This window comes from Eubacterium callanderi (assembly GCF_900142645.1).
Taxonomy (GTDB): Bacteria; Bacillota; Clostridia; order Eubacteriales; family Eubacteriaceae; genus Eubacterium; species Eubacterium callanderi.
Window position 1 is genome coordinate 213,102 of the sequence record NZ_FRBP01000008.1, and the last position, 14,392, is coordinate 227,493.

The window sequence follows — 14,392 nt, forward strand, 5'->3', positions numbered from 1 at the left end:
TTTTACTGTTTCTATTTTCTTTTTACAAGAAAGTTGATGTGGATTACAAGAATTTATTTCACGTATTATACCAGATATATGTTATAATAGAAATCGGCGCCGCACATCTTGTGGACGCCTTTACAAACCGATTTTATAAGGAGTTTAAGATTGAAAGAGCTGAAAGATCTATTTAAAAGACATTTTACGAAGGAACTGGAAGGCAGTGATAAGACTGTCTACGATCTTTTCGAGTGGCAGAATGTTGACGTCAATTTAACAAATTATCAGACGGGCGCGACCATTTTATCCATGGAAGATCTTGAATTTCCAGTTGATTATTCGCAAAATGCCTGTAATATTATAGCCAGCAAGTATTTCAGACGGCGGGGAATCCCTAACGGTCTGGGCTATGAACACAGCATGCGCGAGGTTGCTGACCGGATGGTTGGCTTCTGGGCAGATGCTTTGAAAGAAGAAGGCATTATTGAGACTGAGGAAGAGTGGCAGATTTTTTACGATGAGATGGTTTACGCCCTTCTGAAACAGATGTGGGCGCCAAATTCACCGCAGTGGTTTAATACTGGTCTGTCCAGAAGCTATGGTATCAAGGGTGATAAGGACGATCTTTATTACTATGACGAGGCAGCCGGTGAGGTTAAAGAATCAGACGACCGCTATACCCGGACACAATCCAGCGCCTGTTTTATTTTATCTATTGAGGATAAGCTGCTCGGCCATCACTCCATTTCTGAGCACTATGTCAGTGAGACCAAGCTGTTTAAAGGCGGATCCGGTGTTGGTACGAACTTTTCATCGCTTCGCGGTGTGAATGAAAAATTGTCAAGCGGCGGGCAGTCCTCAGGAATGATGAGTTTTCTGCAGGGGCTTGACCGCAATGCGGGTGCCATTAAGTCCGGCGGCACCACAAGACGCGCGGCTAAAATGGTCATTGTAGATGTTGATCATCCTGAGATTGAAGAATTTGTAGACTGGAAGGTTAAGGAAGAAGATAAAGTCCGCGCCCTTGGAAAGATGGGCTATGATATTTCTATGGATGGTGAGGCATACCGCACGGTTGCAGGGCAGAACTCAAATAACTCCGTCCGTTTAAATAAAGAATTCATGGACGCTGTCATCAATCTTGAGCACGAGCCAGATCACAAGATGACCTTGAAGGGACGTGTGGACTTCGCGGTTAACCGCGAAGTATCTGTCAAAGAACTCTGGCAGAAAATTAATACAGCCTCATGGGCCTGCGCCGATCCAGGGCTTCAGTTCGACGACCTGTTTAACGCCTGGCACACCTGCCCCGGCGGCGAAGACGGCGATACCTCCAAAAAAGAAAACCGGATCAACGCGACAAACCCATGCTCAGAGTATGCTTTTTTAAATGATACTGCCTGTAACCTGGCATCCATCAATATTTTCCGTTTCTTTGACCCGGAAACCAACAAAATTGATATTGAACGCTTTTCACATTTAGCGGGACTGATCCAGCTGGTGCTGGAGGCTTCCATTTACTGGGGACAGTTCCCAACAGAAGATGTGGCGAGAAAAAGCTACCTTTTCCGCACCACCGGCCTGGGCCTTGCCAATGCTGCGTCATTGATTCTGGCGCTGGGCTATCCCTATGATTCCGATGAAGCGCGAAACCTGATCGCGGCCTTATGCGGCATTATGACGGGACATTCCTACTATGTTTCAGCAATGATGGCAGGAAAAGTTGGTCCTTTTGTGAAATATGAGATTAACAGCCCTTATATGAAGCGTGTTATCCGTAATCACAGCCGTGTCGCGGGCTATCTGGCCGATGATTATGAAGAAATGACTTATGAGCCTCTTAAAATCAATCATGAGCTTTTAGAAGAGATGGGTTTCTTGAATATCAGCAGCCGTATCAAGGACGCGTGGAAGGATGCCATTGATTATGGTGAAGCAAACGGCTACCGCAACGCACAGGTTAGTGTTATCGCACCGACTGGTACGATTTCCTTTGCCATGGACTGCGGCGCCACCTCTGTCGAGCCCTTTTACAATCATGTGGTATTCAAAAAGCTGGTAGGCGGCGGCTCCATGGAAATTGTGAATCCTGTGATGGAGATTGCCCTCAGGAATCTGGGCTATAAGCCAAAAGAAATCTCCGATATTCTCGGCTACATGCTGGATAAGGACGAAAAGGGTTATCTGCGTCATGACAGCCTGTCCGGCGCTCCGCATATCAAGCCTGAACATATTCCGGTTTTTGATACAGCGAATACTATCCGCCCAGAGGGCCATGTGCTCATGGTTTCAGCCATCACGCCAATGATCAGCGGCTCTGTTTCCAAGACCGTTAATCTGCCGTCAGATGCTGAGATAGAGGATGTTAAGAAAATTCATCTTCTGGCCTACACGACCGGCGCTAAGGCCATTGCCGTTTACCGCGATGGCTGTAAGGCCTCACAGCCCTTAAGCTCCGGTAAGCAGGAGGAAGGCGAAAAGCATCTGGAGGATTGTTCTTATAAAGAGCTCCTGGAATTTGCAAGAGACTGTAACCAGGGTGTGCCTAACCGGCGCAAGCCAGACGGTATGCGTATGAGCCGTACCCATGCCGCTAAGATCGGCGATATTGAGCTTTATATCACCATCGGTTTCTACGACGATGGTAAAATTGCAGAAATTTTTGTCTCTACCGATAAGGATGGCACAGTGGTTAAGGGCCTGCTGGCTTCATTGTCCAAGTCCATCTCCAATATGCTTCAGTACAATATCCCGCCGGAAAAAATTTCCATTATGCTGAGAGGCCAGAAGTACGAGCCGTCAGGCTTTGTACAGAGGCACCCATACATTAAATACGCGTCCTCGATTTCTGACTTGATTTCAAAAGTGATTGATATTGAATGCGGCGATTACTCAAAATGTCAGGTAAAACCAAAGGCGCCTCTTGCCAAGGTAGATGCCAGCACAGCGGCTCCGACGCCGGAAACAGTGCCGCTTCAGATGGAAATGGAAATTGAGGGTGAAAAACTCTATGGGGAAGTGTGCAGCCAGTGCGGCAGTGACCGCATGGTCCGCAATGGTACCTGTAAGGTTTGCATGGACTGTGGAACCACCACAGGCTGTAGTTGATTAAATTAAACATCAAAAAATAAATAAACCGGGATATTCAACTTGGAATATCCCGGTTTTTTATATCAAGGTTTTATTTATTCAGACGATCTTTTACATCATCTGCGACATCTTTTGCTTTTTCTTTTACGTCATTTGCCTTTTCTTTGATTTTTCCGGCAGCTTTGTCCATCATGCCCTCAGCCTGCATGCCTTTGTCGCCAGTTGCACCGCCGACACGGTCTTTCACTTCGCCTTTTGCCTGATCGACAAAACCTGTTTTATCATTGCTCATTGTAAAGCCTCCTTAATAAGAATTGTTAGTTCTTATATACCCCCTAGTCAGATGATAAAAACAATCTCCGGCCTATTCCTAAGAAAAGCTTTAGTTTTGTATGGATAAGCGGAGAGAAAAAAGAATGATTTTTGATTGAGTATAAGAAGTTTAAAGGTCATGATACAATAAATAAGTATAAAACGCATGGAAAAACAGCAGGAATCCCCGGTATAGTATGATAAAACAAACTTGCAAAATTAAGTTAAGTTTGATATGATAATATTTCAGAATAGTCACCCGACTGACGGCAAAAGTCATTCATTAAAAAGGTTAGACCAAGCCGCCTGAGTGGAAGACAACAGTAGACAAATGGAGGCGCATTAAATGCGACAGACAATTAAGGAAGCAGAGACCATTGTCATAAAAATGGGAACCACCTCGGTAACCCATGCCAATGGTACCCTCAATTTAAAAAAGCTTGATCAGCTGGCAAGGGTTTTGACAGATCTTGAAAACAGTGGGAGAAAGATGGTTTTGGTATCTTCGGGTGCCATCGGCTGTGGAATGAACCGCTTAGGGTTAAAGGAACGGCCAAAGACACTGGAGGCTAAACAGGCCACCGCTTCGGTAGGACAAGGACTTTTGATGGAGATCTACCATAAGTTTTTTGACGAATACCACCAGAATGTGGGGCAGATCCTGCTGACTAAAGATGTGTTTAAGCATTCTATTAAAAGAAACAATGCCATCAACACCTTCAAGGCGCTCAAAAACCGCAGCATCATCCCAATCGTCAATGAAAATGACTGTATCGCTACGGATGAAATTCAGGAGGAGTGTTTTGGGGATAATGATATTCTGTCTGCCATGACTGCCGATATTGTGGATGCTGACCTTTTGATTATTCTCTCAGACGTGGATGGGCTGTACGACTCAAATCCCAATGAAAATGAGGATGCCAGACTGCTCCAGACCGTTGAGACGATTGATTCCGATATTTTGAGCAGTGCGGGATGTTCTACCTCCGGCCTTGGAACAGGCGGCATGGTGACTAAAATCGGAGCGGCAAAATACGCCACAGATCGCGGAATCGACACGATCATCGCATCCGGTGAGGATGTCAAAGTGATTTATGATATTTTAGAAGGCAATGAAATAGGAACATTTTTTATTAAACAGGATTTACAGGAGGTCCAAAATGTTAAAAAAAGTAATGATTAGTTTGTCTGCAGTAGCAGCTGGTATGCTGACCGTATTGGGGGCTTTTTATGTGGCGGAAAAACGTCGTGAAAAGGCAGTCGGCGGCAAGTTAATGAAGGTGCAGTACCGTTTCACTAAGGATTTTGACGACTAAAATCAAGCGTTAAATAAAATAAAACAGACAAAAAATTGGAGGGGTCAATGTCTAAGATCTTTATTTTTACAGCATCCACTGGTGCGGGACACAACCTGGCGGCAAAATCCATTGCACAGGCTTTATCCGAATATGGTTTTGAGGTAGACGTTTATGATGCCTTCAAGGAAAGCAGCGCCGTTTTAGATAAAATTGTAACAAAGGGCTATAAGCAGCTGGTTGAAAATGTGCCAAAGCTTTATGAGCAGATTTACAACCAGTTTAATCACATGACGCCTTTTCAGCAGAATATCTTTAAAATGATGACAAAGGTAATGAATCCGGAGATCGTTCCCATGATTCAGAAGGAGCAGCCACATCTGCTGATTTCAACCCACCCCTTTGTCACCAATATTTTAGGAACCTTAAAAGAGCACGGGGCCTTTGACCTGCCAGTGCTCTCTTTTGTGACAGATTATAAGATCCACAGCGTATACCTGCACAAAAAAATCAATGCCTATGTGGTGGGTAGTGAGTATACAAAGGAAACCATGATCGAAAAGGGTGTAAACCCGGATATCATTTATCCCTTTGGCATTCCCATAAGACAGGAATTTGTGGAGGAGACCAGGAAAAAGGCCGAGATCGAAGATCCGGCCATCCGCGGTACAATCCTGCTCATGGCGGGCAGCATGGGTACCAGACAGATGGAAAAGGCCTTTGTCGCGCTGATGAAGGCTCAGGAAAAAATTAAAATTATTGTGGTCTGCGGCAACAATAAAAAGGTCGAGCGCTCCATAGAGTTTTTAAACAAGGTCTATGAGACCGAGGATAAAGTAGTGGAGATTCATGGCTTTGTCGACAATATCCCTGAGCTTATGGATGAGTCAGACGCCATCATCTCCAAGCCAGGCGGCCTGACGAGCACAGAGGCGATCGTCAAATGTATTCCGATGATCATCCCGTATTATTATCCGGGACAGGAAGAGGAAAATGCGGATTATCTGGTGGAAAGCGGCATGGCGATCAAGGTAGACAAGATCAAGGAACTGACCTCCATGGTCGACTTTCTTATTGAGAATAAATACATTATTCAGCAGATGGCTGAAAATATGTCTGAGGAAGCAAGAAACCATTCGATGGAAAAAACCATTGAGCTTTGTAAAAAACTGATTTCAGAATATGAAGCAGGAGAAATAATCCCAGAACTCTGATAAAAAAACTTTACACCGTTCTGCGGTTATGGTATCATTATTACGTTAAGCCCGTTCTCTTGGTTTTTCGAAACTCCAACGAAATACTGTGATTACGGAGTCTATTTATAATTTAAGGAGAAATGACACAAATGATTTCAAAAGAAGAAAAAGAACGCATTATTGCAGAGTACCAGACACACGAAGGTGACACTGGTTCTCCAGAAGTACAGATTGCTATTTTAACAGCAAGAATCAATGGTTTAAATGAACACTTTGCCGTTCATAAAAAAGACCATCACTCAAGAAGAGGTCTTCTGAAAATGGTCGGTCAGCGTAGAGGTTTATTAAACTATCTCAAAAAGAAAGATATCATGCGCTATCGTGAATTAATTCAGAGATTAGGCTTGAGAAAATAGTACTGTAAGGCGGAGTATTCCGCCTTTTTTCTTTGAATTTTCGAACATCTGTGCAGATGGTTTTGAAATAAACGGAGTCCAGCCGCTTCGTAAATCGGCTGATATCATTGGAGGTATTAATGAGAATATTTGAAACAGAAATTGCCGGCCGCCCTTTTAGAGTGGAAATCGGCGAGGTTGCACAGCTTGCTAAGGGCTCTGCAATGATCCGCTATGGTGAAACCAGTGTTCTGGCCATAGCCGCTGCATCTAAAAAACCCCGTGAAGGCATGGATTTTTTTCCGCTGAGCGTGGATTATGAAGAAAAACAATACGCGGTTGGTAAGATACCAGGAGGCTTCCTGAAAAGAGAAGGCCGTCCTTCTGAAAAAGCAATTTTAAACTCACGTTTAATTGACCGCCCGATTCGTCCGCTGTTCCCAAAGGGCTTCCGCAACGATGTCCAGGTGGTTACTACAGTTATGTCTGTTGAACAGGATAACGCGCCGGAAATCGCCGCGATGATCGGCGCATCCATTGCCCTCAGCATTTCAGACATTCCTTTTGACGGCCCTACCGGTTCAGTAGCTGTCGGGTTGATCGACGGCGAGTTCATTCTGAACCCGACCGAAGCCCAGCGTGAAGTCAGCGATTTAAGCCTGACCGTCGCCGGTACCAAGGACGCCATCATGATGGTAGAAGCCGGCGCCAACGAAGTTTCTGAAGAAACCATGCTGGAAGCGATTTTATTCGCGCATGAAGAAATCAAGAAAATCGTCGCTTTTCAGGAAGAGATCGTCGCAGCCGTCGGCGTGGAAAAAAAGGATTATACGCTTTATCTGCCAACGGACGAGCTGACTGCAGAGGTAGAAGCTTTTGTGGGCGGTAAAATGCATGAAGCGGTTCACACTGAAGATAAAACAGAACGGCTTGAAAATATTGACGCGGTTAAGACTGAAGTTGTTGAACATTTTGGCGAGCTTTATCCTGAACAGTTAAATGATATTGACACTATTTTAACCGCTCTTCAGAAAAAAGAAGTCCGCAGTCTGATTCTGGTAGACCGTATCCGTCCCGATAACCGTAAGATGGATGAAGTTCGTCCGATCACTGCGAAAATCGATTATATCCCGAGAGTGCATGGTTCCGGCCTCTTCACCAGAGGGGAAACCCAGGTGCTTTCCATCGCGACTTTAGGTGTCCTGAGAGATGCTCAGGTACTGGATGGCTTATCCAACGATACGGAAAAACGCTATATGCACCAGTATAACTTCCCTGGCTACAGCGTTGGTGAAGCACGACCAATGAGAAGCCCGGGCCGCCGCGAAATCGGCCACGGCGCACTGGCAGAGCGCGCGCTGCTGCCAATGATTCCGCCGGAAGAAGAATTCCCCTATGCTATCCGTGTCGTGTCTGAGGTTTTAAGCTCAAACGGTTCGACCTCTCAGGCCAGCGTATGCGGCAGCAGCCTTGCCCTGATGGCAGCGGGTGTACCGCTTAAGAAGCCGGTTGCCGGTGTGGCAATGGGGCTGATCAAGGAAGATGAAAAGCTGGCCATTTTAACCGATATCCAGGGCATGGAAGACTTCCTTGGGGACATGGACTTTAAGGTTGCCGGTACTAAAGACGGGATCACCGCGATTCAGATGGATATCAAGATCCACGGTATCGACAGAGAGATTTTAACCCAGGCACTGGAACAGGCCCGCATTGGCCGTATGCATATTCTGGGGATCATGAATGAAGAAATTTCTGAACCACGCGCTGAGTTATCACCATACGCACCGCGTATTATGACCATGACCATCAACCCTGACAAGATTCGTGACGTTATCGGCTCAGGCGGAAAGGTCATCAATAAGATTATTGAGGAAACCGGCGTTAAGATTGATATTGAGGACGATGGTACCATCTATATCGCTTCTGAAGACGGCGTTGCCGCAGATAAAGCAAAGGCGATTATTGAAGATATTGTCAAAGAAGTGGAAGTCGGAGAGGTTTATACAGGTGAAGTCGTTCGTATTATGAACTTCGGTGCCTTTGTATCTTTACCTGGCGGTAAAGACGGCCTGATCCATATTTCCAAGCTTGCCAAGGAACGCGTGAAATCCGTAGAGGATGTTGTAAAGCTTGGTGACGTCGTAACCGTCAAAGTTGTTGAAATTGACGATAAGGGCCGTATCAATTTATCAAGAAAAGCGTGCTTACCTAAGGATTGAGTGTTATAATATGGAAAAGTGCAAGGTAAAAATATACAACGCATCCAAATACCCGCTGCCGGAGTATCAGAGCTCCGGTGCTGCCGGGGTGGATTTATACGCGGATATAGACGAACCGATTGAGATTTCAAACCAGAATATTTACACAATTCCGACGGGAATTTATCTAGAACTGCCGCCGGGATACGAAGCTCAGATCCGGGCGCGTTCGGGTCTGGCCATGAAGCACGGCATTGCCTTGGTCAATGGGATTGGTACCATTGATTCAGACTACCGTGGTGAAATAAAGGTTATTTTAACAAATCTGAAGGCCTTTTCCCATACCATTCATCCCGGTGACCGCATCGCGCAAATGGTAATAAAATCCTATGTGACTGCTGATTTTGTAGAGGTCGACAGTGTAGAGGCTCTGACAGAAACAGAACGCAGTGACGGCGGATTTGGACATTCCGGTATGTAGGAATACAAGGTACAGAGGATCTGTGCCTTTTTTTATTAAGTAAGTGAGGTGATAATAAGGTGGCAACAGCAAGCAAAAAGAAACCGGCTAAAAAGCGCGCAGGCACATCAAAGGCCCGTGCGGGCAGCCGGGCCAAAAAGCAGGCTGGCATGAGCCCGATGGTCAAGCAGCGGATAACCGGCGCGGTGCTGGCCGTTCTGGGCCTTTATGTCGGATATGCTTTTTTGACAGCAACGCCCGGAATTTTAGATAAAATTGTGGGGAAGGTTATTTTTACCTACATGTTTGGCAATACAACCATCATGATTGCCCTTTATATGATCGCCTGGGGAATCATGCTGTTTTTTGACAAACACAGGGGAAACATACAGACACTGGTCATGGTGTTTTTACTGCTGGTTAATCTGATGGTGGTCTTTAGCCTGAATATTCCAAGGCTCATGACCTATAGCGTCCTGGATCTTTTCAGTGTGGCCAGTTATGGCGGCTACGGTGGAATCATAGGCATATTGCTTTCCTATTTCCTTCAGATGCTGGTGACCAAGGTCGGTACGATTGTCTTTCTGATACTGGCGTCTATCGCCGAAGCCCTGTTGATTGTACGGGCAAATTTTAACGAGTATTATCAGAAAATGAAGGAAAATAAATTTGGTGTCGCTCCTCTGAAAAACAAGGTTGACGATCTGGTCGAGGAACGGAAGCTTTCAAAAGAGCTGAGTGAAAAGAGCAAAGCTGCCAAGAGGAATAAGGAAAAACAGGAAGAGCCAGCGAGTGACAGCTATGACGGCCTGTTTCAGCGCTCAGAGACCGGAAAGGTTTCGATTGATACAGAGATTCTTGATTTTATTGATGATGTCAATAAGGAGCTGGATGAATCGGAACCCCTGGAGGATTCCAACGAGACACTGCCAGAGGAGGAGCAGGAAAGCCTTTTTATGCTTCCTGAAAAGAAGCAGAAGCAGAATAAAATTGTGGATGAGCTTCTGGATTTATCCGATGATGGGGAGAACCCTGTAAACCCTCAAATGGAGGCTGACGAGGTTTATCATTTTCCGGAAACGACTTTGTTAAATCCGCCAGCCTCCGGCTCTAAAAACAGAAAGGACGCAGTGGTTAAAAAGGCGAAGATTATCGAGGAAACACTTTCTAATTTTGGCGTACATGCCAAAATCATCGGGGTGGATGTTGGCCCGAGTATTACCCGGTTTGAGCTTCAGCCAGACCCGGGTGTCAAGGTCAATAAGATTGTTAATCTGGCAGATGACCTGGCGTTGAATCTGGCAACCTCGGATATTCGTATTGAGGCGCCCATTCCAGGAAAAGCTGCGGTCGGCATTGAGGTGCCTAACGAGGAGAGCGTCATTGTCGGGCTGCGGGAGATCATTGAGACACCAGCCTTTGAAAATTTCAAAGGGCCCTTGCCCTTCGCGCTCGGCAAAACGCTGTCTGGCCAGAACATTATCGGGGACATCAGCAAAATGCCCCATGTACTTATCGCGGGTGCCACAGGCTCTGGTAAGAGTGTGTGCATCAACAGTATTATCATCAGTCTTTTGTACAAGGCTTCACCCGAGGATTTACGCTTTATCATGATTGACCCCAAAATGGTCGAGCTGAACCAGTACAACGCCATACCGCACCTTCTGATTCCAGTGGTGACAGACCCCAAGAAGGCATCCTATGCCTTGAACTGGGGCATTAAGGAAATGACAGACCGCTATCAGCTGTTTAAGGAAAACGGCGTGCGTGACATTGATGGGTATAATGAGCTGATGGCTGGCCAAGGCGGGGAAAAGCTGCCGCGGATCGTCATTGTGGTTGACGAGCTGGCCGACCTGATGATGACATCACCCAAGGAATGTGAAAATGCGATCTGCCGTATTGCCCAGCTGGCCAGAGCCTGTGGGATTCATCTGATTATCGCGACACAGAGACCCTCGGTGGATGTGATCACCGGGCTGATCAAGGCGAACATTCCATCCCGTATTGCCTTTTCGGTGGCGTCTAATACAGACTCCCGAACCATTCTTGATATGGCCGGGGCTGAAAAGCTGCTGGGCAAGGGGGATATGCTTTATTACCCCGTCGGAAAATCAAAACCGCTGCGTGTACAGTGTACCTTTGTATCTGACGCGGAGATCAATCGCGTAATCAATGCGGTCAAACCGAAAAAACAGCCAACCTATAATGATGAGATTGAAGAGGCGATTAACGAGCCACAGGAAGAAGAGGAAGCCAAAGAGGATGACCTGGACCCGCTGTTTGACCAGGCAGTGGAGACCGCTTTTACCTATAATCAGGTATCGACCTCCATGCTTCAGCGCAAGCTGAAGGTTGGCTATGCCCGGGCAGGAAGGCTTATTGATTCCCTTGAGCAAAAGGGCATTATCTCAGGGCCAAACGGCAGCAAACCGCGAACCCTGCTGATGACACAGGAAGAATACTACAGGAGGTGACAGAGTGAAGAAAATCCATATCACAACCCTGGGCTGTGATAAAAATACCGTAGACGCTCAGCAGATGCTGGGAATGCTCGCGGAAAACGGCTATACCATTGAACCCGACCCGGCACGGGCTGAAGTGATTGTGGTCAATACCTGCTGCTTTATCCAGGCGGCCAAGGAGGAATCCATCGAGTATATTCTTGAATACGCCGGCTATAAGGAAAGCGGGCCGTGTGAGATCCTGATAGCAGCAGGCTGTATGGCAGAGCGCTATCATAAAGAGCTTGCGGAGGAAATGCCTGAGGTTGACGGCTTTTTAGGCGTGGGGCATATTGACAACATCATTGACCTGATTAAAGATATTGAAGGCGGAAGGGGAAGAGAAGCGCTCTCTGGAAATATCGACCGCCCTTATGTGGAAGAAATGCCCCGCTATATCGAGGACAACACCGTTACAGCCTATCTGAAAATCAGTGAAGGCTGTGACCATCACTGCACCTACTGTGTGATTCCCAAAATTCGTGGAAGACACCGGAGCCGCAGTCCAGAGGCTATTTATAAAGAAGCGGCGTATCTGGAGAAAAAGGGTGTCAGGGAGCTGATCATTATCGCCCAGGACATCACCCAGTATGGGAACGACCTGGAGGGAGAGATAAATCTGGCAGGGCTGCTGACGCGGCTGTCGGAGGATTTTTCCTTCCGTTGGATACGTCTGCTCTATATGTATCCTGAGGGCATCACAGAAGAGCTTCTGGATGTGATCGCCAGCCATGACAACCTCTGCCATTATTTTGATATTCCCATCCAGCATACTGAGGATAAAATTTTAAAACGCATGGGGCGTCCAGTTAACAAAAAGCATCTTTTTGAACAGATCGGGCTGATCCGCGAAAAGCTGCCTGACGCGGTACTCAGGACCGCGATTATCACTGGTTTTCCCGGTGAGACAGAGGAAGACCATGAGGGGCTGCTCGCCTCGCTAAGAGCGCTTAAAATCAACCGATTGGGTGTGTTCAAATACTCGCAGGAGGAAGGAACCCCTGCGGCGGAGTTTCCGGATCAGGTGGATGAAGCGGTTATGGAAAGACGTTGGAATGAAATATACGGACAGCAGGAGGGCATAACAGCTGAAGCCAATGAAGCCTTTGTCGGCAGAAGCCTGGACGTTTTAATAGAGGAAATGGAGGCGCCGGGAACCTATTCCGGGCGAACCTATGGTGATGCACCAGAAATTGATTGTATGGTTTTTGCCAATAGCGGGGAAGAGGTATTAGACATTGGCAATTTCTATAAAGTAAAAATAATCCAGACACTGGATTATGATTTGATAGGAGATGTAGAAAATGAACTTACCTAACAAAATTACCATGGCCCGAATTATTATGATTCCATTCTTTATTATTGCCCTGCTGGTCAATTTCCCATTCCACGAGCCCATTGCGGTGGTGATTTTTATTGTCGCCTCTGCCTCTGACGCGGTGGACGGGCATCTTGCCAGAAGCCGGAATCTGATTACGGATTTTGGAAAATTTATGGATCCGCTGGCAGATAAGCTGCTGACCTGCTCAGCGTTTATCTGTCTGGTTGAGCTGCAGATGATCCCGTCCTGGGTGGTTATCATCATCATTGCCCGCGAATTCGCCATTACAGGTCTCCGGACGCTGGCGGCTTCCGACGGCATTGTCATTGCTGCCAGCAAATGGGGCAAGGCCAAGACCATTTCCCAGATGATTGCAATCATCGCATTGCTGCTGGTCAACTGGCCGGTTATGGCATTCCCCGCCTTGCTGCTATTCGGTAACATCATGGTTTATGTTGCCCTGGCCCTGACCCTTATTTCAGGTATTGATTATTTCAGACTGAACAAGGGTGTCTTTAGAAGTATGTAGGCATTTGAAAGTAAATAAATGAGAATAACAAACGAGCGCGGCGGAAGCCGCGCTTTTGTGTGAGGAGTTTTTATGGAAATTGACGTTCATGTAAAAAGAGCAATTTTACACATTCTGGATACGGGCGCGGGGATTCCGGTGCTTTCGGATACACTGCTGGGGCTGCCCATCGGTATTCAGGAATACTTGTATAAACATCTGACCCGGGCGATGAAGGATCCGGATATTAAGAGAACCCAGTTTGTGGACCCGCCAAGCCGTTTTTGTGAGCTGGTACAGCAGTATAAAAAGGATGACGAAAGCTTTACATCTGTCAGCCAGGAAATCGCGAGCCTGCTCTTTGATTTTATGGTGGAGAATGTCGGGGTGCCGTCGGCAGATCTGCTGGTGGTCGATTTTATTGGCGACGGAGAGCCTTATTTGGGTGTTTTAAAGCTGAATTACAAGCACAGCTATATCCACTATGTCGATCACGAGGACGGCCGTTTAAATGATATTCTTCGTCAGCCCTGCTCACTGCCCACAGAAGGGCAGCGGCTGGATGAGTTTGTGATCATCAATTTAAATACCGGTCAGATTTTTCTAAAGGAAAAAAAGTTTGAGATTGATGACAAAAAGGAGTACTATCTCTCCAACCGTCTGGTTTTATGTGAGGATGTGCTCTCCGAAAAACAGACATTTGATATTGTGGAAAAGACCGTTAAAAAAATTATTGCCAGCGAATATAACGGCGACATTGAAAAGCTGAATACCGTCAAGCGGGTCATCGCCGACGACTACGAATCGGACTCGGTCATTGATATGGACAGTATTGCCCAAGCCACCTTTGGCGATGATTTTACAGTGAAGGAACGCTTTAGGGAGGAGGCTGCCAAAAAAGGGCTTACCCAGCGCAAAGTAGAGGTAAGCGATAATATTGAGAGCAAAATTTTTAAGAAACAAAAGTTTGTTACTGACTCAGGCATAGAGCTCTCGATTCCAACGGACTACCTCATGCGGGAGGACATTGTAGAATTCAGAAATAATCCAGATGGTACCATCTCGGTGGAGATAAAAAATATAGAAGGATTTGTACCGAAGTAAGAAGGTGTGTGGATGCGATAAGATTCA

At 46.4% G+C, this 14,392-nt stretch carries 12 protein-coding genes; 11 read left to right on the forward strand and 1 reads right to left on the reverse strand.

Annotation, left to right across the window (positions count from 1 at the left end):
- Window positions 1–150 precede the first annotated feature (150 nt).
- Entirely contained in the window at window positions 151–3,090 is a 2,940-nt protein-coding gene (locus BUC22_RS12810; protein WP_013380361.1) for a vitamin B12-dependent ribonucleotide reductase, read from the forward strand.
- Window positions 3,091–3,163: 73 nt separating this feature from the next.
- Here the strand turns inward: BUC22_RS12810 and BUC22_RS12815 are convergent, their stop codons facing one another.
- On the reverse strand, window positions 3,164–3,364 hold the full coding sequence (locus BUC22_RS12815; RefSeq protein WP_013380362.1) for a CsbD family protein: 201 nt from the start codon (window positions 3,362–3,364) through the stop codon (window positions 3,164–3,166).
- A gap of 366 nt (window positions 3,365–3,730) precedes the next feature.
- Here BUC22_RS12815 and proB point away from each other — a divergent pair, with 366 nt between their 5' ends.
- The 10 genes from proB to BUC22_RS12865 all read left to right on the forward strand — a co-directional run bounded on the left by proB (window position 3,731) and on the right by BUC22_RS12865 (window position 14,365).
- Entirely contained in the window at window positions 3,731–4,567 is an 837-nt protein-coding gene (gene proB / locus BUC22_RS12820; protein ID WP_013380363.1) for a glutamate 5-kinase, read from the forward strand.
- Window positions 4,545–4,700 (forward strand): hypothetical protein, encoded by a 156-nt coding sequence (locus BUC22_RS12825; protein ID WP_013380364.1) that lies wholly within the window; start codon window positions 4,545–4,547, stop codon window positions 4,698–4,700. Before proB ends, BUC22_RS12825 begins: the two co-directional genes overlap by 23 nt.
- A 47-nt stretch (window positions 4,701–4,747) precedes the next feature.
- The gene (locus BUC22_RS12830; RefSeq protein ID WP_013380365.1) at window positions 4,748–5,893 is read left to right on the forward strand and encodes an MGDG synthase family glycosyltransferase; all 1,146 of its coding nucleotides are present in this window, start codon (window positions 4,748–4,750) and stop codon (window positions 5,891–5,893) included.
- 131 nt (window positions 5,894–6,024) lie between these two features.
- A complete protein-coding gene (gene rpsO, locus BUC22_RS12835) occupies window positions 6,025–6,291 on the forward strand; it encodes a 30S ribosomal protein S15 (RefSeq protein WP_013380366.1) in 267 nt (88 codons plus the stop codon).
- A gap of 119 nt (window positions 6,292–6,410) precedes the next feature.
- Entirely contained in the window at window positions 6,411–8,489 is a 2,079-nt protein-coding gene (locus BUC22_RS12840) for a polyribonucleotide nucleotidyltransferase (RefSeq protein ID WP_013380367.1), read from the forward strand.
- 10 nt (window positions 8,490–8,499) lie between these two features.
- A complete protein-coding gene (gene dut / locus BUC22_RS12845) occupies window positions 8,500–8,949 on the forward strand; it encodes a dUTP diphosphatase (RefSeq protein ID WP_013380368.1) in 450 nt (149 codons plus the stop codon).
- A gap of 59 nt (window positions 8,950–9,008) precedes the next feature.
- Window positions 9,009–11,405 carry a DNA translocase FtsK gene (locus BUC22_RS12850; protein WP_013380369.1) on the forward strand — a complete coding sequence of 799 codons (2,397 nt, stop codon included), beginning with the start codon at window positions 9,009–9,011 and terminating at the stop codon, window positions 11,403–11,405.
- A 4-nt stretch (window positions 11,406–11,409) separates the two neighbouring features.
- Entirely contained in the window at window positions 11,410–12,750 is a 1,341-nt protein-coding gene (gene rimO, locus BUC22_RS12855) for a 30S ribosomal protein S12 methylthiotransferase RimO (RefSeq protein WP_073383050.1), read from the forward strand.
- On the forward strand, window positions 12,737–13,282 hold the full coding sequence (gene pgsA / locus BUC22_RS12860; protein ID WP_013380371.1) for a CDP-diacylglycerol--glycerol-3-phosphate 3-phosphatidyltransferase: 546 nt from the start codon (window positions 12,737–12,739) through the stop codon (window positions 13,280–13,282). The genes rimO and pgsA overlap by 14 nt, the downstream gene beginning before the upstream one ends.
- Window positions 13,283–13,354: 72 nt before the next feature.
- Window positions 13,355–14,365 carry a nucleoid-associated protein gene (locus tag BUC22_RS12865; protein WP_013380372.1) on the forward strand — a complete coding sequence of 337 codons (1,011 nt, stop codon included), beginning with the start codon at window positions 13,355–13,357 and terminating at the stop codon, window positions 14,363–14,365.
- The last annotated feature ends 27 nt before the right edge of the window (window positions 14,366–14,392 follow it).